Source organism: Bacillus sp. 2CMS4F, from assembly GCF_023161785.1.
Classification (GTDB): domain Bacteria; phylum Bacillota; class Bacilli; order Bacillales; family Bacillaceae; genus Bacillus; species Bacillus halotolerans.
The window spans coordinates 52,748-72,458 of sequence record NZ_JALNTO010000004.1; the positions used below are offsets into that span (position 1 = coordinate 52,748).

General features: G+C 44.2%; 20 protein-coding genes. 9 read left to right on the forward strand and 11 right to left on the reverse strand.

Annotation, left to right across the window (positions count from 1 at the left end; all coding sequences use genetic code 11):
• Positions 1-139: 139 nt before the first annotated feature.
• The 4 genes from gnd to gntR are packed head-to-tail and all read right to left on the reverse strand — an operon-like array spanning position 140 to position 5,218.
• Complete coding sequence (gene gnd, locus MTN95_RS08480; protein WP_248337757.1) at positions 140-1,552, reverse strand: decarboxylating NADP(+)-dependent phosphogluconate dehydrogenase; 1,413 nt, start codon at positions 1,550-1,552, stop codon at positions 140-142.
• Positions 1,553-1,577: 25 nt separating this feature from the next.
• Positions 1,578-2,924 (reverse strand): gluconate permease GntP, encoded by a 1,347-nt coding sequence (gntP, locus tag MTN95_RS08485; RefSeq protein WP_044160144.1) that lies wholly within the window; start codon positions 2,922-2,924, stop codon positions 1,578-1,580.
• A gap of 28 nt (positions 2,925-2,952) precedes the next feature.
• A complete protein-coding gene (gntK, locus tag MTN95_RS08490) occupies positions 2,953-4,494 on the reverse strand; it encodes a gluconokinase (RefSeq protein ID WP_248337760.1) in 1,542 nt (513 codons plus the stop codon).
• Positions 4,487-5,218, reverse strand: coding sequence for a gluconate operon transcriptional repressor GntR (gene gntR / locus MTN95_RS08495; protein ID WP_202853706.1), 732 nt, complete (start codon positions 5,216-5,218; stop codon positions 4,487-4,489). Before gntR ends, gntK begins: the two co-directional genes overlap by 8 nt.
• A 193-nt stretch (positions 5,219-5,411) precedes the next feature.
• Between gntR and MTN95_RS08500 the strand changes: the two genes are divergently transcribed.
• Complete coding sequence (locus tag MTN95_RS08500) at positions 5,412-6,560, forward strand: glycerate kinase (protein ID WP_248337762.1); 1,149 nt, start codon at positions 5,412-5,414, stop codon at positions 6,558-6,560.
• 87 nt (positions 6,561-6,647) lie between these two features.
• Positions 6,648-7,679: a polysaccharide pyruvyl transferase family protein gene (locus tag MTN95_RS08505; RefSeq protein WP_248337764.1), complete on the forward strand. Its 1,032-nt coding sequence runs from the start codon at positions 6,648-6,650 to the stop codon at positions 7,677-7,679.
• A 146-nt stretch (positions 7,680-7,825) separates the two neighbouring features.
• Here MTN95_RS08505 and MTN95_RS08510 read toward each other — a convergent pair whose 3' ends face one another.
• Positions 7,826-8,236 (reverse strand): hypothetical protein, encoded by a 411-nt coding sequence (locus MTN95_RS08510; protein WP_248337766.1) that lies wholly within the window; start codon positions 8,234-8,236, stop codon positions 7,826-7,828.
• A 14-nt stretch (positions 8,237-8,250) separates the two neighbouring features.
• The gene (locus MTN95_RS08515) at positions 8,251-9,720 is read right to left on the reverse strand and encodes a lipase (RefSeq protein WP_248337768.1); all 1,470 of its coding nucleotides are present in this window, start codon (positions 9,718-9,720) and stop codon (positions 8,251-8,253) included.
• A 61-nt stretch (positions 9,721-9,781) separates the two neighbouring features.
• On the opposite strand from MTN95_RS08515, the gene MTN95_RS08520 reads away from it, so the two are divergent.
• Positions 9,782-10,282: a DUF1433 domain-containing protein gene (locus tag MTN95_RS08520; protein ID WP_248337770.1), complete on the forward strand. Its 501-nt coding sequence runs from the start codon at positions 9,782-9,784 to the stop codon at positions 10,280-10,282.
• A 131-nt stretch (positions 10,283-10,413) separates the two neighbouring features.
• Here the strand turns inward: MTN95_RS08520 and MTN95_RS08525 are convergent, their stop codons facing one another.
• Together MTN95_RS08525 and MTN95_RS08530 are read right to left on the reverse strand one after the other, a co-directional pair.
• On the reverse strand, positions 10,414-11,106 hold the full coding sequence (locus MTN95_RS08525; RefSeq protein WP_248337772.1) for an LrgB family protein: 693 nt from the start codon (positions 11,104-11,106) through the stop codon (positions 10,414-10,416).
• Complete coding sequence (locus MTN95_RS08530; protein ID WP_248337774.1) at positions 11,076-11,480, reverse strand: CidA/LrgA family holin-like protein; 405 nt, start codon at positions 11,478-11,480, stop codon at positions 11,076-11,078. Before MTN95_RS08530 ends, MTN95_RS08525 begins: the two co-directional genes overlap by 31 nt.
• A 223-nt stretch (positions 11,481-11,703) precedes the next feature.
• Here MTN95_RS08530 and MTN95_RS08535 point away from each other — a divergent pair, with 223 nt between their 5' ends.
• Entirely contained in the window at positions 11,704-12,135 is a 432-nt protein-coding gene (locus MTN95_RS08535) for a MarR family winged helix-turn-helix transcriptional regulator (protein ID WP_095712611.1), read from the forward strand.
• Between the two features lie 71 nt (positions 12,136-12,206).
• On the opposite strand, the gene MTN95_RS08540 is transcribed toward MTN95_RS08535, so the two are convergent.
• Positions 12,207-13,277: an SDR family oxidoreductase gene (locus tag MTN95_RS08540; protein ID WP_105954583.1), complete on the reverse strand. Its 1,071-nt coding sequence runs from the start codon at positions 13,275-13,277 to the stop codon at positions 12,207-12,209.
• Between the two features lie 130 nt (positions 13,278-13,407).
• On the opposite strand from MTN95_RS08540, the gene yxaF reads away from it, so the two are divergent.
• The 3 genes from yxaF to MTN95_RS08555 all read left to right on the forward strand — a co-directional run bounded on the left by yxaF (position 13,408) and on the right by MTN95_RS08555 (position 16,439).
• Positions 13,408-13,983: a transcriptional regulator YxaF gene (gene yxaF, locus MTN95_RS08545; protein WP_202853702.1), complete on the forward strand. Its 576-nt coding sequence runs from the start codon at positions 13,408-13,410 to the stop codon at positions 13,981-13,983.
• A gap of 89 nt (positions 13,984-14,072) precedes the next feature.
• On the forward strand, positions 14,073-15,086 hold the full coding sequence (locus tag MTN95_RS08550) for a quercetin 2,3-dioxygenase (RefSeq protein ID WP_248337777.1): 1,014 nt from the start codon (positions 14,073-14,075) through the stop codon (positions 15,084-15,086).
• A gap of 150 nt (positions 15,087-15,236) precedes the next feature.
• Positions 15,237-16,439, forward strand: a complete 1,203-nt coding sequence (locus MTN95_RS08555; protein ID WP_248337779.1) for a DUF418 domain-containing protein — start codon at positions 15,237-15,239, stop codon at positions 16,437-16,439.
• A gap of 53 nt (positions 16,440-16,492) precedes the next feature.
• Here MTN95_RS08555 and MTN95_RS08560 read toward each other — a convergent pair whose 3' ends face one another.
• The gene (locus tag MTN95_RS08560) at positions 16,493-16,948 is read right to left on the reverse strand and encodes an RDD family protein (RefSeq protein WP_248337781.1); all 456 of its coding nucleotides are present in this window, start codon (positions 16,946-16,948) and stop codon (positions 16,493-16,495) included.
• 157 nt (positions 16,949-17,105) lie between these two features.
• Here MTN95_RS08560 and MTN95_RS08565 point away from each other — a divergent pair, with 157 nt between their 5' ends.
• A complete protein-coding gene (locus tag MTN95_RS08565) occupies positions 17,106-17,639 on the forward strand; it encodes a MerR family transcriptional regulator (RefSeq protein ID WP_248337783.1) in 534 nt (177 codons plus the stop codon).
• A gap of 144 nt (positions 17,640-17,783) precedes the next feature.
• Positions 17,784-18,209: a DUF5391 family protein gene (locus MTN95_RS08570; RefSeq protein WP_105954694.1), complete on the forward strand. Its 426-nt coding sequence runs from the start codon at positions 17,784-17,786 to the stop codon at positions 18,207-18,209.
• Between the two features lie 122 nt (positions 18,210-18,331).
• On the opposite strand, the gene MTN95_RS08575 is transcribed toward MTN95_RS08570, so the two are convergent.
• Positions 18,332-19,669 carry an aldehyde dehydrogenase family protein gene (locus tag MTN95_RS08575; protein WP_105954580.1) on the reverse strand — a complete coding sequence of 446 codons (1,338 nt, stop codon included), beginning with the start codon at positions 19,667-19,669 and terminating at the stop codon, positions 18,332-18,334.
• Positions 19,670-19,711 lie beyond the last annotated feature (42 nt).

A 19,711-nucleotide genomic window follows, 5' to 3' on the forward strand; every position in this document is an offset into this window, starting at 1 on the left:
TGGTGTTATCAGCATAAATTGCTCTTTGACAAATATTCAAATTTTATATGTCTGATTCTCAATTAGTTGTGATTTGTGAGTTTATCCTATAAAAAAAGCTGGCAGCTGGTATAAAAGCTCCAGCTGTCAGCCTTATCTATTAGTTTGCATCAGACCAATTGGTATGGAAAACGCCATCTATATCTGTCCGCTCGTACGTATGGGCGCCGAAATAATCGCGCTGCGCCTGTAACAGGTTGGCGTTGGAACGCCCTGTGCGGTAGCCGTCGTAGTAAGAGAGCGCGGTGCTTAAGCATGGGAACGCGCTTCCGGCGCTGATTCCCTCGCAAACGACTTTTCGCATGCCTGTCTGATAAGCTTTAAGCTTTTCTGAAAAATAAGGTGCGATCAGCAGGTTTGAGAGATCTGGCTGCTCTTGGAATGCTTCGCTGATGACGTTCAGGAAATCCGCGCGGATGATGCAGCCGCCGCGGAAAATCAAAGCGATGTCTTTAAGCGGCAGGTCCCATCCGTAAAGCTCAGATGACATTTTATATTGAGCAAAGCCTTGTGCGTAGGCGCATACTTTTCCCATGTATAAGGCTTGTCTGACGTATTCAATCCAGAGATCCTTATCGTAATGTTTTTCCTCTGTTTCCGGACCGGCTAACAATTGTTCAGCCGCCATACGTTCTTCTTTTAAGGACGACAGGTAGCGGGCAAACAAGGACTCGGTGATAATAGCGGATGGAATGCCGTTATCAATAGCTTGCATGCTTGTCCATTTTCCTGTGCCTTTCTGGCCGGTTTTATCAAGAATGACATCGATCAGCGGCTGACCTGTATGTTCGTCCTTTTTCCGTAAAATCTCCGCTGTAATCTCTATTAGATAGCTTTTCAGCTCACCTTGATTCCACGTTTCAAAGATGCTGGCGATTTCTTCGAGCGGCAGACGAAGCGTTTCTCTAAGAAATGTATAGGCTTCAGCAATCAGCTGCATATCTGCATACTCAATGCCGTTGTGCACCATTTTTGTGAAGTGCCCTGCCCCTTTTGGTCCGATGTAGACACAGCATGGGTCTTCTCCGACTTGTGCGGCGATTTTGGTCAGGATCGGAGCGGCTTTTTCATAGACGTCTCGATCTCCGCCCGGCATGATGGAAGGCCCTTTTAATGCGCCGACTTCACCGCCGGAAATGCCAATTCCCAAGTAGCCGATTCCTTTTTCCTTCAGCTCGTCATACCTTCTTTCTGTGTCTTCGTAGTGGGAGTTGCCTCCGTCCATGATGACGTCTCCTTCTTCAAGCAAAGGCATTAACGAATGGATGACGGAATCGACCGGTTTTCCCGCTGTGACCATCAGAAAGATTTTTCTTGGTGTTTCTAGTGATTGAACAAAATCTTGAAGCTCGTAGTACGGGCTCAGCGATTGTCCATCCAGCTTTTTCACAAGCTGGTCCGTTAAATCTCTGGTGTAATTATAGACGGCGACTTTTTCGCCTTTATTTGCCATGTTTAAGGCGATATTGCTTCCCATTACGCCTAAGCCTATGACACCAATTGTATTGAACATGTGTGTTACATCTCCTTCATTAATTTCATACAACTAAACTTAACAATAATATAAATCCTAGTCCAGCAACGGAGATAATTGTTTCCAGCAAGGTCCATGTGGCAAAGGTTTCTTTCATGCTTAATCCAAAGTATTCTTTGAACATCCAGAAGCCGGCATCGTTGACGTGTGAAGCGATGACGCTTCCTGCACCTGTTGCGAGCACCACTAATGCAAGGTTGGCATCGGACTGTCCCAGCAATGGAATGACGAGCCCCGTCGTGCTTAATGCGGCAACGGTTGCTGATCCTAAGGAGATGCGCAGGATCGCTGCGATGAGCCATGCCAGCAGAATCGGCGATAATGCCGTTTCTTTGAATAAATCCGCTACGTAGTCGCCGACACCTCCATTGATTAACACTTGTTTAAAGGCGCCGCCTCCCCCGATGATCAACAGCATCATGCCAATTTGCGAGATGGCAGTAGAACAAGAGTCCATGACGGTTTTGATGGGAATGTTGCGTGCGATTCCCATTGTGTAAACAGCAACGAGCAGTGAGATGATCATGGCAGTCGATGCATTCCCAATCAAACGGATGAAAGCCAGAAGACCGTTATCCGCAAATCCTATTGTTTCCTGAAGCAAATCAATGATGGTTGCAATCGACATAATGATAATCGGAAGCATTGCTGTAAACACACTGATTCCAAAGCCTGGTGTTTCTTCAAGCTTGAATGTTTTTTGTGTGCCGAGTGACGAGATATTTCCGTTTTTCGCAAATGATGCAGGAACGATTTTTTTCGCGAACTTTGTAAATATCGGCCCTGCAATCAGGACTGTCGGAACAGCAACAATGAAGCCGTACAGCAGCACTTCCCCGATATTTGCGCCGTATTCTCCGGCAATTGCTGTCGGTCCCGGGTGCGGCGGCAGGAACCCGTGTGTGACGGATAATGCTGCGACCATCGGAATACCGAGATATAAAATAGAAATCTTCAATTCTCTTGAAATTGCGAAAACGATCGGGATTAATAGAACCAATCCTACTTCAAAGAACAACGCGATTCCGATAATAAAGGAAGCAATCACAACAGCCCACTGTATATTTTTCTCGCCGAATTTGTTGACGAGCGTCATTGCTATACGCTGTGCGCCGCCTGAGTCAGCAATCAGCTTGCCCAGCATCGCACCGAGTCCGAAGATGAGTGCAATGTGGCCAAGTGTCCCCCCTATACCTTCTTCAATGGAGCTGACAACTTTATCAAACGGCATCCCAAGTGCCAGTGCCACGCCGAATGATACAACTAATAAGGAAATAAATGTATTTAATTTCAAGCCCATAATCAAAAATAGTAATGCTAAGATCCCAAGTGCAACAATGATTAATGGCATGATAATGCCCTCCCCTTCATGTCATGTGCTATTTGTGTGTAATTAGGCTTCTTTGATAATTTGCAATTTGGGTATATTGATTTTCTAATGATCTCGATAGATTGATGAATATCGGCATTAATGTTCTATATTCTTTGGCTGAGTCTTCGATTGGCGTATGTCTGTACGTGCTGCCGATCATGTCGGACACGGCTTCGAACGAGTCGATTTTTCCTGTCGCATACAGGCCTAAAATGCAGGCGCCGAGACATGAGCTTTCGTAGCTTTCAGGAACGACGACTTCAGATTCGAATATGTCCGACATCATTTGCCGCCAAACCTCTGATCTTGCAAAGCCGCCAGTCGCTTGAATTCGGGTGACCGGTCCGTCCATGCATTCTGTTAGCGCCAGGAACACAGTGTACAGATTGTAAATGACCCCTTCTAATGCTGCACGTATCATATGTTCTTTTTTATGTGACATGGTCAGGCCGAAAAATGAGCCGCGTACATCCGGGTTCCATAACGGAGCGCGTTCCCCGGCAAGATACGGGTGGAACAGCAGACCGTCAGAACCCGGTCTGACGCGTTCAGCAATCTTCGTCAGCACGTCATATGGGTCAATTCCCAGTCTTGTTGCTGTTTCGATTTCTGACGAAGCAAATTCATCTCTGATCCAGCGAAGAACGATGCCTCCATTGTTCACCGGACCGCCGATGACCCAATGCTTGTCCGTTAACGCGTAGCAGAAAATTCTCCCCTTTTCATCGGTTTGCGGCTGGTCGATAATGGTTCGGATAGCGCCGCTCGTACCGATTGTAACGGCGATTTCTCCTTTTTTAATGGCATTGACGCCGAGATTGGACAGTACGCCGTCGCTCGCGCCGATGACAAAAGGTGTTTCCGGATCGATCCCCATCTGGATCGCTAATTCCAGGCTGCAGTGCTGAAAGATCTCGGTTGTCGGCACGAGTTTGGATAAGTGATCCGGCGTGATCCCTGCGATGTGTAACGCTTCTTCGTCCCAATTCAAGCTTTTGAGGTTCATCATGCCAGTCGCTGATGCTAAGGAATAGTCGATGACATATTCATCAAACAGCTGTTTAAAGATGTATTCTTTAATGCCGATATATTTTTTTGCCTTGGAAGCGATTTCTTTCCGTTCGTTTGTGATCCAGGCAATTTTGCTTAACGGTGACATGGGATGAATGGGTGTTCCTGTTCGTTTGTAGACCTCATGCCCGTTGAGTTCATCTTTAATCTTATGCGCCCAGCCCTCGCTTCGATTGTCTGCCCACGTGATGCATGGCGTCAGAGGCTGATCATTTTCGCCCATGGCAATGACGCTGTGCATGGCGCTGCTGAAGGAAATAAATGAGATCTGTTTTTCCGGGTGCTGTTTCGTGATTTTTGCAGTTGTATGGATGACAGCCTGAAAAATCAATTCCGGGTTTTGTTCAGCCGTTGAGATGTCTGGCGTATGGAGCGGGTAGCCGATGCTTTCTTTCTGTACCACGTCTCCGTTTTCAGTGAATAATACAGCCTTTGTGCTGGTCGTACCGATATCGATTCCTAACATATAACTAGTCATTTTTGTGTTCAGCTCCTTTTGCCAGCATTTGTTGTGAGAGCCAGAGGTCCTCTACTTTTTCTTGTACATCGTCAAAATTCTGGTGCAGAGACTGAATCATCAGCGCCCTGTCCTTTGTTTTGATCGCTTGAATATAAAGCTCATGGTTATCCAGAATCCTTGAGAAATCTTCGTACTTTTCCTTTAACCGTACCCGCATTGATAAAAGAATAAAGCTTTCCATTACGGGTTTTAGATTGTTCCAGATCATCTGAATGTATGAGTGATCAATGGCGCGGATAATCGTTTCATGGAATAACACATCCTGAAATGAAAACTCGTCCGCGTCCTCGTATTTGATGGAGACTTTCATTATTTCTAGAATCTTGCTGAGATCTTTGACTAAAGGCTCAATGTCGATTTTGACAAGCCGTTCAAAGACAAACGTTTCTAATAATAAACGCACGTCATATATTTCTGCGATTTCCTTTTCAGTTAACCCAATCACAACCGCTCCCATTCGTTCTAAGCGGATAATTTTTTCGGAAGCCAGTATTTTTAACGCTTCGCGAACCGGCGAACGGCTTACTGAAAACTCAGCCGCGATTGTATTTTCTGATAGAATGGTACCGCTTTCAATCATGCCTGAAATAATCCGCATTCTCAGCTCGCATGCGACGCGAACGCCGGTTGACGCTTTTGAAAGCCATTTTGCGGGATACAACAGGTCCTTGGAGTCTAGCATACGCTCACCTTCCTCACTAAGGAGTATACTTGTATACAAGTATGATAACGCGAATATTTTATTAATGCAAACACTTTCATTTCTAATTTTTAATAAAATTTTTCCTGATAAGTTGGTATATATCTCCAAAATCAATTATGGTAAATTGAAGAAAATACAGTGTGAATCATCATTTTTTGAAAGAGGCGATTGGATGAAAATCATTATTGCACCAGATTCTTTTAAGGAAAGCTTATCAGCGTTAGAGGCGGCTCACGCCATAGAAAGAGGCTTCAAAACAGTTTTCCCGAATGCTGAATATCAGAAGCTGCCGATGGCGGACGGCGGTGAGGGAACGGTACAGTCATTAATCGATGCCACAGGCGGAATCATAAAAGAGCAGATTGTTACGGGTCCGCTGGGGGAACCGGTAAAAGCGTTTTTTGGCCTAATGGGAGACGGAAAAACGGCTGTGATTGAGATGGCTGCCGCATCGGGATTGCATCTTGTGCCAGCAGAGAAGAGGGATCCGCTTGTCACTTCTACTAGAGGAACGGGAGAATTAATCGCAGCGGCTCTTGATGCGGGTGCAGAGCATTTGATCATCGGAATCGGCGGAAGCGCCACAAACGATGGCGGAGCCGGGATGGTTCAGGCGCTGGGCGGAAGGCTTCTTGATGAATCAGCTCATGAGATCGGTCCCGGAGGCGGTGCGCTTTCTCAGCTTTCCTCAATAGATGTGGCAGGACTTGATCCCAGATTACGAAATGTGAAAATCGAAGTCGCCTGCGACGTGGATAACCCGTTAACAGGGCCAAGAGGGGCTTCCGCTGTTTTCGGTCCTCAAAAAGGCGCCACGCCTGACATGGTGCGTATACTTGACCAGAACCTGTCTCACTTTGCGGATGTGGCAGAAACAACGCTTGAAACAAGCTTCAGGGAAACAGAGGGCGCCGGTGCAGCAGGCGGTCTCGGATGGAGTTTGTTTACTTTTCTTCGTGCTGATTTGAAAAGAGGCATTGATATTGTCCTCGATGCGGTCCAGTTTGAAAGCAAGGTTCAGGATGCAGATCTTGTGATTACCGGCGAAGGGCGGATTGACAGCCAGACAGTTTACGGCAAGACGCCGATTGGCGTGGCCAAAGCGGCTAAGGCATACGATGTGCCTGTCATTGGACTTGCAGGATCAGTTTCGCGAGACAGTGATGCGGTCTATGCACACGGGATGGACGCCCTTTTCAGCATCGTGCCGGGAGCCGTACCCCTTGCAGACGCACTTGAGCATGCATCTGAGAATATGGAAAGAACGGCAAGAAACATTGCCTCATCCTTAAAACTGGCGAAAACGATGGATCTGATATAAAGCCGGTCAAGCACATGCCTGTGCATATTCACCCTCCTTTCTGGGTACAGACAGGTAACAAGCACAACCTAGAAGGAGGACACAGACATGACTGTACAAGAAATCAAAGGCAAAAAACTAGTAAAAGGGATCGCACCGAATGTAAAACCCGAAGCCTTATTAAATGATAAACGAAAAGTATTTTTGTTTGGTTCCCCGAGTTACACAAACATCGGAGACCAAGCGATTGCGTATGCGGAAGAGAAATTTATTAAAAATCATTTTCCGTACTATGAATATATTGAAATTATGGACTACGCGACGGATGAAGGCATCGAATTGGTGAAGGAGATCATCCGTGAAGACGATATTGTCTGCTTTACCGGCGGAGGAAATCTGGGCAACCTCTACCTTGATATTGAGGAGGACAGAAGGAAGGTCTTTGCCGCGTTTAAAGACTATAAATCCATTTCTCTTCCGCAATCCGTCTATTTTGAAGATACAGAGGACGGAAACAAAGAAAAGAAAAAAACACAGGATGCGTACCATCAAAATCCAAATTTAACGATTGCCGCGCGGGAGACACAGACGCTCGATGTTGTGAAAGAAACCTTCAATTCAGATGTCATCTTTACACCGGATATGGTGCTGTCTTTGGATATCGTACCGAAAGAGCTTGAACGGGGCGGCGTTCTTTTTATTTTAAGAGCGGACAAGGAGAAGGTAACCGATGAAGATTTTATTTCACACATGATGAAATGGGCAGAAAAAACAACCTATGCGGAGCGTACAGACACGGTGCTTGATACGGTCGATATGATTGATTACGAGGATCGGGAAAAGCATTTCATGGAAATGCTCGACCGCATTGGTTCCAGTCAATTGGTGGTGACAGACCGCCTTCACGCTATGATCTTCTCGATTATCACAAAAACGCCATGCCTCGTCTTTGGAAATAGCTACGGCAAAGCTAAACATTCATACCGTGATTGGCTTGAAAGCTTAAACTTCATTGAATACACAGAAAAAAATGATATTGAGGAATTAGAGCAAATGATTGACCGCCTGCTTCAAGCAGAGCCGAATGACGTTGATTTGTCTAAGGATTTTCAGCCGCTGATTGATTTCTTTAGATCGTAATGGGAAAAGCAGACTGGGAACAGTCTGCTTTTTTCTGTGCTAATGATCGTTTTCCAGACGCACAGTTTCATTCGTGATTCGTTCCCGCTGCGCCACTTCGTCGGAGATGATATCTTCTTTATTTTAAGCTATATTGACTCTCTACCTTATAAGCCAATGGAATTGATTACACTCGAAACATCGGAATGAACTTTATCAAATGAAAGGTGATCTTTCATTTGATCAGTGACACTATCTATTGCTTTTCCAGACATATGATGGTTGAGGATTTCTCGTTTTGTCTTTATAGCCTGCTCGGCATCAGTAATGTTTTCAAGGATCGAAGACAAATTCTTACGGTCTTCCTGAAATGCATAGCTTAATTGTTTTTTGATTGAATTCATCAACGCCAATTTTTGTTCTTGTCTCTTCTTCTCTTTGAACGCCGCCAATTGTTCAGGTGTCATTTCAGAGGTATTTACATTAGTATTTGAAAAAATCGAAATGCTTGAATGCTGACTCGTCACTCTTTGCATAAAACGGTCAGCATCTGTTGGTTTCTTATTCATAAAATCCATGTTTCTTTCTCTCCTTATGAAATCCCCATGCGACTGGCCGCTGCCAGATCTGCATCATGATACGCATGTCCCATATGTCCGAGATCATCTGCAATCATCCGTAGAAAGTGTTGCAGATTGAGCGCTGCATCTACTGCCTGATCATATTTTTCTTTTGAGTAAAAAAGGTGGTGCGGTTTGTTCATTTTGATCTTATTGATCAGATCATCGACATCGGAAACTGATAATTCATCATAGGCGCCAAAACCAACCATTCGTGTATGCATATTCCTGACATCCTCAATTGAATCCTTTACTTTGTCATCAATTCTTTCAATCTGGCGTATCATTTTTGACCATTCCGTTTCGGCAATATGTTTCAACTGAGTACTTGTATTCATTAATACATGTGATTTGATAAGAATCGAAACACCTGTATTGGCCTTCACATTCGTTGATTTCATTTGGTTTAGCATCGCTAATGCAAAGTCAGGGTTGTTCTTTAAAACATCATCCACAGTTTGGGCAGAGCCATCTGAATGGAAGCTGTATCGATCCAAGCCGTGACTTCCCATCAAGGCTTCAGCAAATAGTGTGATATCAAGAGATTGATTGCCATAATGTTTCAGTCCAAGACCCAGCATTTTCACTTCATCAGGGAGGCTATTATTCTGTACACCATTGGGCAAAGCTTCGTCATACATCACTTTTACTTTGCCTACTTCAGCAGCATCGCGATTCAGCAAAGATAATCCATCATTTAAATTAATATATTCTGTTAAACGGCTTCGGAAATCCCCTTTTAAGGCCCGGGCTTTTACATCCTCAGGCAGGTTTTCATATATGTTAGGATTCTCGAAAGTGACACCGCGTTCTATAAAGTCATTCATCACGACTGCATAGCTTGCATTAGATCCGCCTAATGAGTGACCGGTGACTTGAATGTCAGCATTTTTAAAGTCTTTATGTATTTTTTTTGCATATTGATCTGCCTGAATCGCCTGGTTCTCTGTCCCGTCATCAAACGGCTTTTTGCCAACTAGATAACTAGTATCCATGTGAAGCCAATCTTGGATGATTTCATTTGCATATTCAGAGAAACCTGTTACTGAGTCAAAAGAAGACCCATCTTCTTCAGCTGGAATATTGATCCCTTTTTTCTCTAGTTCTTTAATGAGCTCTTCTCTTTTTCCACGCTGATTTGTTTCCTTAATCGTTTCTTTTAATTGGTTAGTGCTGATAGGTTCTGATCCGCGGTATGCGATGATGGCGTTTTGGATTTTTTCAGGGTGTTTGCCTTCATGAGAATTACGGTAATCCTCATGAGAAACAAGAGTAAGAGTGTTAAGGCCCTTTTCTGTTTTTTTATAATCGATAACGTATAGCTTTTGCCTGTTACTAGTATATATAATCTCACCATTATGATAGTTTTGAATATCGTAGGCAGCACTCGATATACGGTTATAATCCTCATCCGTAATTTTTATAGACTTATTCTTAGCCAATTACGCCACTCCTAATCTTTGTACACATCTTGTATAATAAAATAAAAAGGATGAATTGCCAATGATAACCATGAGGAAAATGATAAGTGCAGGTGCGATTATAATAATTTTAATTGCAGGTGCCTTATACTTTTATATTGATAAAACCAATGAAAAAGAAACAACTGGAGGCAACAAAAATATGAACAGTGAAGAAAAGAGCGATCGAGAAAAAGCAGAAGAATATGCTGAAAAAATGAAGCGTAAAGTAGAAGAGACATTAAAGAAAGAAGACATTCATCATTTTATAAAAACGATAACCTTTGAAAAAGAAATAGAAATAAACCCGATGGGGAGAATCATTATAGATGGCTATGTAAACGGGGACCCAGAAAAGTTTCATTTTTCTGCTGATTTAATCTATAATTCTAACAAGGTTGATGGCATGAGTTTCTCTAAAGACTTAGCGGATCGATTTGAAAACTGGGATGATTTTGATAAAGAGGTTAAAGAAGACTTTTTAAATAGTTTGACGAAAGAAGAACGGGAACAATATTTAAAAGACATTGGAGAATTAAAATAAACAGGCGAAATGCCTGTTTATTTTGATCGGTTTCCTTTCTCCTCTTTGCCATTTTCCAAGACGCCAGTTCGGCATCAGCAGCGTAAAATAGATATGGAAAAAGACTGCCCGCTGAAGGCAGTCTTTTTTTGTTAAATATGAAACAGCCAGACGACGAGCGGCCCAAAGAATGAGCCGAGTACCGCACAAAGCGTCATTGAGACCGAACTCATGGATACGGCCAGTTCTCCATATTCAAATGCTTTTGAGGTGCCGAGTGCATGGGAGGCGCTGCCTAATGCGATGCCTTTTCCGAGTGAACTGCGGATACGAAGCCATTTTAGGATCAGCGGCCCGAGGATGACGCCTGAAAAACCAGCAATCATGACAAATACGACTGTCATGGAAGGAACACCGCCAAGGCCGGCGGCAATTTGGATAGCAACTGGGGTTGTGATCGACTTCGGCAGAATGGACAATACGAGGTCATGATTGACCCCGAATGCTTCTGCGAAAATGAGTCCGCTGATCATCCCCATACACAAACCGACCAGCACACCGCCTATAATGGGAATACTGTATTTCATAATAATGTGCCGTTGTTTATAAAGCGGATATGCCAGTGCCACAACAGCCGGCCCAAGCAAAGAATTGATCCATTTTCCCCCGATCATATAGCCTTCATACGAAATATGGAACATCGCCAAACACGCGACAATCAAAATTGTCGTTGTCAGAACAGGGATAAGAAATGGAAATGGGAATCTCTTGTAGAGCTGTACCATCGCTAAGTAAGCCGTAACTGTCAAAAGAATTATAATGATTGCGATACATGCTTGCTGCATTTCTTTTTCTCCTTTCGTTTGTTGGCTCTTTTTTCCAGAACCTGGCTGGCGGCTCCTGCTGCAATGATCGTGAAGATGGTGCTCAAAACGACTGTAATCAGCAACATCAACCCATTTAATGAAACGAGAGATGGATACTTCATCACTCCGGTCATAGCCGGAATGAATAACAATGGCAGAAAGGACAATAAAAACCTGGCTCCGTCTTCAATAATGGCAACCGGCACAATACGGAGGGCTAAGCAGATCAGCAGCAATACCAAGCCGACTATGCTTCCTGATATCGGTAAATGAAACAGATGCTGAAGTGCTTCTCCGATGATAAAAAACACATATAATATCAACACTTGCAAAATTATTCGAATGATTTTCACAGCAAGTACTGCTCTCTATTAGAACAGCTTCCTCCTTTCTGGATGCCTTCCTTTTGGTTTGTTCTGAGGAATGACTTTACTTTCTTTTTATATGGTTGTACTATACAAGTAAATAAATAGATTTTATCATCCAACACTTATTCATACAGATCTTATACATTTGTATTATACAAGTATATAGAGTGCTGTCAATGTCAAACATCGGAATGGGGAGCGAAAGCGATTGCAAAAACAGAATCCAGTCGAATTGATTGAATATGAGCTGACCACATTTATCAGGAGAGCTGTTTATCTGGATCAATCAGAGAAAAGAACAGGGAATTTGGAGAGATCCTCTTACTTATTATTGAGACAATTGGATGAGTTTGGACCCGCTCGTGTAAAAGAGCTGGCGGAGTCGTTTAAGCTTGATATTTCTACTCTTTCCAGACAAGCTGCAGCTTTAGAGGCCAAGGAGCTTATCTATCGTTTTACCGATCCTTCCGATAGAAGAGTCAGTCTGTTTACCATTACAAAACTCGGCAAACAAGCATTAAAGGCAGATCAGCAGATGCGCTTAGAACGTTATGAACAGATGCTGAAAGAGTGGTCAATACATGAAAAAGAGATGTTTGGCGAACTTCTGCAGCGTATGAACAAGGCCTTTGTCGATTAACATCAAAAAACCCATGCATTATGTTACATCTGCATGGGTTTTTATGGTGTGCAATCAAATGATGGAAGGTCTCATTTGGTGCGTTTAACGGCAGCCCAGACACAAGCAAGCCCGACAGCCGCAGCCGCAGTTACCGCCGGGCGCTTTGTGGCCTTTACATAATAGCTTCTTGACCGAAGCCACCCTTTATTTGTCCCCCTGTCATGCATGCCGTAGCCCGCATGGTAAAGCGCGCTTTCTTCACGCGGTTTGGACGGTCTTTCCGCATGCTGGCTGCAGTACATGATTTTTTCCATCAGCCTGTCGGTCAGCCGGGGGAAGAGTGCACCCAGCATGGCGATGGCTTTTGCCTGCGAGCCGATGTACATGTCGCGTTTCGGATGTTCAGCGGCAAACAGAATGGCTTCGGCTGCAGTTTCCGGCGGGTAGATCATAGAGCGGTAATGAGCCGGCTGTTTGTCCAGGTAGCTTCTGGCGTGTTCGTTGTAAGGCGTGTCGATTCTGCCTGGATGGATGAGTGTGACCGAGACGGGTGCCTGTTCTTTTTCAAGCTCCATTCGGATGCTTTCTGTCCATCCGTGAAGCGCGAATTTCGCAGACGCGTAGGTGGATTGTATAACGGTTCCTCTGTCGCCGAACAGGCTTCCTACATTGATGAGAGCACCCGGACCGCCTCTGCTTGTAAAGTGTTTGACGGCTGCCCTTGTTCCATAGACCGGACCCCAGAAATTGGTGTCAAACACGCGCTTCATGTCTTCGGTGGTAACATCCATGGCGTGTCCGAAAACCGAAACAGCGGCGTTGTTAACCCATGTGTCAAAGCGGCCGAATGTGCTGATCGCGGTTTCTGCGATGCGGTTGACGTCTTCTTCTTTTCCCACATCCGCTTTTACATAGATGGCTTCGTGCCCTTTTTTCTTTACTTCATCAACGAGCTCCTGAAGGGCGTCTTCATTTCGGGCTGCTGCGACGACTTTTGCTCCTTTTTCGGCCGCCATTCTCGCGGTGACGAGGCCGATTCCGCTTGTGGCACCGGTAATGACGATGACTTGATCCTTTACTTTTTTCAGTTTGAGCTTCGTTTTCGGGTTTTGCTGTTTTTCAAGCTGTTCAGTATTGGTGACCGTATCATCAGTTGTCATCGAGAATCCCCTCCTAGACATGTTTGTCTACATTTACCCCTTCCAGGAGGTTCTTACCCCTTTTGACAATCCCATGGTTCTTTTTTATATTATATAAGTCGCTCTACCATACCTAGGAGGGAATGTTTCAATGACTAGCAGAGGAGATTCACGTGAAAAAATCCTTCACGCAGCGTCACGTCTGTTCCAGCTGCAAGGATATCACGCGACGGGCTTAAACCAGATTGTGAAAGAAAGCGGTGCTCCTAAGGGATCGCTTTATCACTTTTTTCCGAATGGCAAAGAAGAATTAGCAATTGAAGCGGTTACATATACGGGTAAGATCGTTGAACATGTGATACAGAAAAGCATGGATGAATCCTCTGATCCTGTTGAAGCGATTCAGCGTTTTATCAAAAAAACCGCCAGCCAGTTTGACAATACGGAAAGCATTCAAGGGATTCCAGTCGGCTTGCTGGCGAGTGAAACGGCGTTAATCAGCGAGCCGCTGCGCACGGTTTGCATGAAGGTGTTTAAAAGCTGGGAAGCGGTTTTCGCCAGAAAATTAATGGAAAACGGATTTGCAGAAGAAGAAGCAAGCCAGCTGGGAATGCTGATCAATTCGATGATTGAAGGCGGCATTATGCTTTCTTTAACGAATAAAGACAAAACGCCCCTTCTTCTCATTGCCGAACAAATTCCAGTATTGGTGAGGAAAAAAGGGTAGCAATTTGTTATCCTTTCCCCTACAATTATATAGAACGGTCTAGTCGGAAACCTATAATATATAGACTGGTCTAAATTGGAGGACACAACATGAAAACGTTAAGTAAACATTCACTGCCCAAAGAAAAAGTGCCTTACTTGCTTCGCAGCGGAGAGGGAGAGCGCTATTTGTTCGGCAGACAGGTCGCGACAGTGCTGGCAAACGGAAAGAGCACGGGAGATTTGTTCGAGATCGTTCTGCTTTCTGGGGGAAAAGGAGATGCCTTTCCGCTTCATATTCACAAAAATACGCATGAAGGGCTTCTTGTTCTGGACGGTAAGCTTGAACTGACGCTTGATGGAGAACATCATCTTTTAGCAGCTGGTGATTATGCGAACATTCCGGCCGGAACGCCGCACAGCTACCGGATGCAGAGCCACAGAACACGGCTGGTGTCTTACACAATGAAAGGGAACGTCGCACATATGTATTCCGTGCTTGGAACGCCGTATGATCACGCTGAACATCCGCCGCACGCAAGCGAAGAGGTATCAAAAGAGCGTTTTACAAAAGCGGCTGAGGCGGCGGACATTATATTTGCGGAGGATGAAAACCGTGCCGGTGCTCCAAAACTAGTGGAGAATACAGAACTTCCGGCCGGCGTTGTTCCATATGTGCTTGAGTCTGGAGAAGGAGACCGCCTATTGACGGGCGATCAGCTTCACCGCATTGTGGCTGCGCAAAAGAATACGGACGGGCAATTTATCGTTGTATCATCTGAAGGCCCTAAAGGCGATCGCATCGTTGATCATTACCATGAGCATCATACAGAAACTTTCTATTGCCTTGAAGGGCAAATGACGATGTGGGCCGATGGTGAAGAAATTCAGCTTAATCCTGGAGATTTCCTGCATGTTCCTGCCAACACTGTACACTCATATCGCTTGGATTCTCACTATACAAAAATGGTGGGTGTATTGGTTCCGGGCTTATTTGAGCCGTTTTTCCGCACGTTAGGAGATCCGTATAAAGGGCATATCTTCCCGAGTGAGCCTCAAGCTTTGCGATTCGACCGTGTCTTGCAGAATATCGAGACATTAGATTTAAAGGTCATGAAACCATAATATCTCCGCCGGGCTTCCTGTGAAGCCTGGTTTTTTATTGTGAAGGTGACGAGATTGTAAGGTTTTTCCTTTGCGTTGCCACCTAAATCGATGTTTCTTCGCTTCTTTTTTTCATAGGATTGAGGTATAAAAAAAAGGAGCGTGATTCATATGGCTTCATTACAGCCGACTCTGACAAATGAGCGGATTGGTGTGCTTGACGTGTTAAGAGGAATTGCCATTTTCGGCATCCTATTTGTGAATTTGGCGCACTTCAGTTATCCGGATATGTATTTGTCTATGCTTGGAAAGGATAATTTTTTCACGGAAAAGTGGTCTGGTGCAGACTTTGCTGCAACAGAAATATTGAAATTTTTGATTCAAACCAAATGTATTTTACTGTTTTCATTTTTATTTGGGTTTGGCATGGTGGTGATGATGGAGAGAGCGTTAAGCAAAGGAAAACGTTTTGTCCCGCTTTATATCAGAAGATTATTGGCACTCTTCATCTTTGGAACCATTCATGCTTTTTTGATATGGGACGGGGATATCTTAACAGAATACGCCCTGCTTGGTTTGGTTTTACTTTTGTTCAGAAAAGCAAAGCCGAAAACACTGTTGGTATGGGCAGTCTCTTTGTATCTCCTGTTTTCTCTTCCGTTCATTTTGGCAAGCTTTCATCAAGCAAACGGACAAGAATGGGCACAAGCAGCCATTCAGCAAGCGAAGCAGGCGCTGCATGCTTACGGAAACGGCAGCCTGAAAGACATTGCGGAACAGCGAATCCACGATCGGCTCGTTTATATGTCAATGAATGGCATGCTGACCTATAATCCGCTGAATTTCTTTTTTGCCTCCATCCCATATTTCAGTATGTTTTTGCTGGGAGCCGCGGCGGCAAAATCAAGATTTCTGCATCAGCCGGAAAAGCACCGCAAAGCGTTAAAAAGAGTATGGCTGTCTGGGCTGGTCATTGGCATCAGCGCTCATATATTGTACAGTGTGACCGAAATGGAAGTATTTTTGCTGGTTGGTGCGCCTTTTCTTATGTTTTTCTACGTCACAACGATTGTGTATCTTTATCATAAGACAAGACTGGCTAAGCCGCTGCAATACTTTTCCGCAGTCGGGAGAATGGCATTTACCAACTATCTCATGCAATCAATCATTTGTACGTGGATTTTCTATCATTACGGGATAGGGTTATACGGAAAAGTATATCCGGCTGCGGGCGTGCTGATCACGATCGCGGTATGTGCCCTTCAAATGATCATCAGCCATCTTTGGCTGCGGGCATTCCGAATGGGGCCGTTTGAGTGGCTTTGGAGGAGCCTTACGTATATGAAGTGGCAGCCGATCTTGAAGAAATCATAGATAAATAAAAGTCTAGACTCATAATTGACGTCTAGACTTTTTCATGTTTTCAATTATTTATATACAACCCGTGTACGGCAAATGATGTCATGAAGGCCCTTTTTCTCTCCGAATGCCACCATGATAAAACCGATATAAAAGATAATTCCAGATAATATGTACGCAAAGTAACGGCCGATTGCCTGCCCGATAGACACGCGTCCGCCTTGTTCATTGACTACTTTCAGCCCGAGAATTTTCTTGCCGAGCGTGCCTTGCATTTTAGAAGCTGTAAGCAGACCGTAATATAGCACACTGATGACAATCATAATCAGTATGGTTGGCAAAAATGCCAGCGTTAAGTATTTCACCATATATTCGTCTTTTGTCATGTATGGGTCTGTTGCGATGGATCCAGCGATAAATACTGAATTGATAATAAATAGAATAATATAGCTAGGAACAGATACAATAATGCCATCAATCAAATAAGCTAAAACACGAATCCAAAATCCTGCCGGTTTTTCCATGTATATTTCTCTCTCCTTTGAATTAATCTGGAACAGTATACGTTGTAAAAAAAGCTTTTGCAATATGATATGGTGATAAAATCCTGATATTACTGAAAAATGAGTCTTTTATCCTTTCTTTTCTACTATATAAATCTACCACAGACGGTGAACAAACATGCCTTATACATTAAAGGAAGTCATGGAGCAGTGCCAAATGACTGAGGATGCGGTTCGCTATTATGAGAAAATCGGCTTGCTTCCGCCGGTTAAACGAAAGGCGAACGGCCATCGGGTGTTTAGTGAGGATGACAAGAAACGTCTGCTGTTCATCAGATGTTTGAAGAAAACGGGCATGTCTTTAGAGGAAATGAAGCCGTTCCTCAGCCTGCAGGAACAGACAGATCGCTTGGATGATACTCAGCGCGAGCTGCTAAGAAATTACCAGGAGAAATTGAAACAGAAGCAAAGTGACTTGCAGCAGGTGTGGGAGCTGATCGAAGCAAAGCTGGAGAAATTAAAGCGGTTTGCTGAACAAAAACAAGCGGAGCCGGCACAGGTCGCTTTGTCATGGCTGCTGCATCAGCCTGGGATTGATTTGATCATCCCTGGAGCCACTCGGCCTGGCCAGTTCAAGACGAATATCAAAACAGCAAATCTTCATTTATCAAAAGATGAACTAAAACAAATGGATCAGATGTTCAGTTCTTAACGTTTTTTCCAGATATACTCTATTTCAAATGAATGGAGTATATCTTTTTTTATGGGTGTTTTTAGAAAACCCATCGATTTCTATTAGATTTTACCTTATAATAATAAAGGTTAATATTTCTATTTTAGGAGGTGTCAATTGATCATGTCCAGAAAAAATAGCGTGGTGATCATGACTGCGATTTCTGGGTTCCTTTTTTGCGTGATGATTGCTGCGGCTTCACTTTCTCCGCTGGCAGACACGGGGTCCTCAGCCAATCAGTTCAACTCTATCGGTATGTGGTCGGCAATTGGTATGATACTTGTTTTCTATCTCATTCCAATCCTCATTTACATGCTGGGTGTGGATGCAATGAGATTTGTGATGGCGGCGCTTTGCGGCATGGGTTTGCTGATTCACTTATCTACTGCCGCCATTGTGCTGATGGTCAGTATATTCGGTGACCATCCGCTCTCTGATGTAACCACTGTGATGGGGCTCTGTCTCGCTTCAGCGGCTGTAAACATCATTTGGTTTTTTGCAGCGTTTCGTTCTGCGCCAAAGAAACCTGTCACAAGGGATTTTACATAGTTTTCTATTTTGTGTTAATGCATGATTTTTCTGTGAACTACATTTATTTACTGTTATGAAACTTTGTCGGCGATGATAGAAAAAGAGAACCTGCAAGATGATGCAGATTCTCTAAATCATGTTTATTTAGCTGCTTGAATAAACACACCTTTTTCATGAGAAAACTCTTTAAATCCGTATACCCCATGGTAAGAGCCGATTCCGCTTGTATTTACGCCGCCGAATGGCAGGTTGACGTCACTGAAATGAACGACGACATCATTGATCGCTGCATTTCCTGATGTGGTGTGCTGAAGGACGTTGTCAATCAGGTCTTGGTTGTGGCTGAATACATAAAGCGCTAGCGGTTTATCGCGGTCATTTACGTAATCAATGACCTCATCGATGTCTTCATAGTTCATCATCGGCAGGATCGGTGCAAAGATTTCTTCCTGCATGATTTTCATATCTGGCGTAACGTTTTTCAAAACGGTTGGCGAGATCGTACGGTCGCTTGCATCAAATACGCCGCCGAACACGACTTCCGCGCCTTTCTCGATGGCATCATCGTATAACGCTTTGACGCGGTTAAAGTTGCGGTCATTGACAATTTGCGTAAATTTGTTTCGATCCGGCGTGTAATCATCTTCCATAAATCCTGCGTTGACAATGGTTTGTAAAATGCCTGCGAACTTGTCCTGCACGTCTTTTTTAATGAAGATATAATCCGGTGCGATGCAGGTTTGGCCGGCATTTACGAACTTGCCGACAGCAATTTTTTTCGCTGCGTCCAATAAGTCGTATTCACTGTCGATGATGGTCGGACTCTTGCCGCCAAGCTCAAGCGTGACAGATGCCAAGTGTTTGGCGGCGGCTGTCATGACGATTTTTCCGACATTTGTGCTTCCGGTGAAGAAAATGTGGTCGAACGGCTGATCAAGAAGCTCAGTGGCCACTTCAACCTCTCCTTCAAAAATGGCAACTTCTTTTTCGTCAAAAGCATCTCGGATGACTTTTGCAGCAATGTTGCTCGTGTTCATTGTAAAGTCTGACAGCTTCACAATGGCGCTGTTTCCTGCAGCGATAGAAGCGGCAAGCGGCGCCATCGTCAGCATAAACGGGTAGTTCCACGGACCGAGTATAAGCGTGACGCCTTTAGGCTCGTACATAAGGATTCCGTTGGCATCAGAGCTTAAGGATGAACCGACTTCTTTGGGTGCCATCCATGTTTCCAGGTTGTTCATATTATCTCTGATCGCTTTTTTTGTACCCTCGATTTCCGCTTTTTTGACCTCGTGATATGGCTTCCGCACGTCTTTGCGGATCGCTTCGATGATTTCCTCTTCATGTGCAATGACGGAATTCAAAAAGCGCTGAAGCTTTTCTTTACGCTGTTCCGCTGTTGAAGCGCGCAGCACTTTTTGCTGTTTTTTCTGAAGCTGGAAGACGCGCTGAATGTCGTCTTTTACTTGCTGTTCCATTGTAAAATCCCCCTCATTTGCTTTCTGCTTATCTCGGAACTA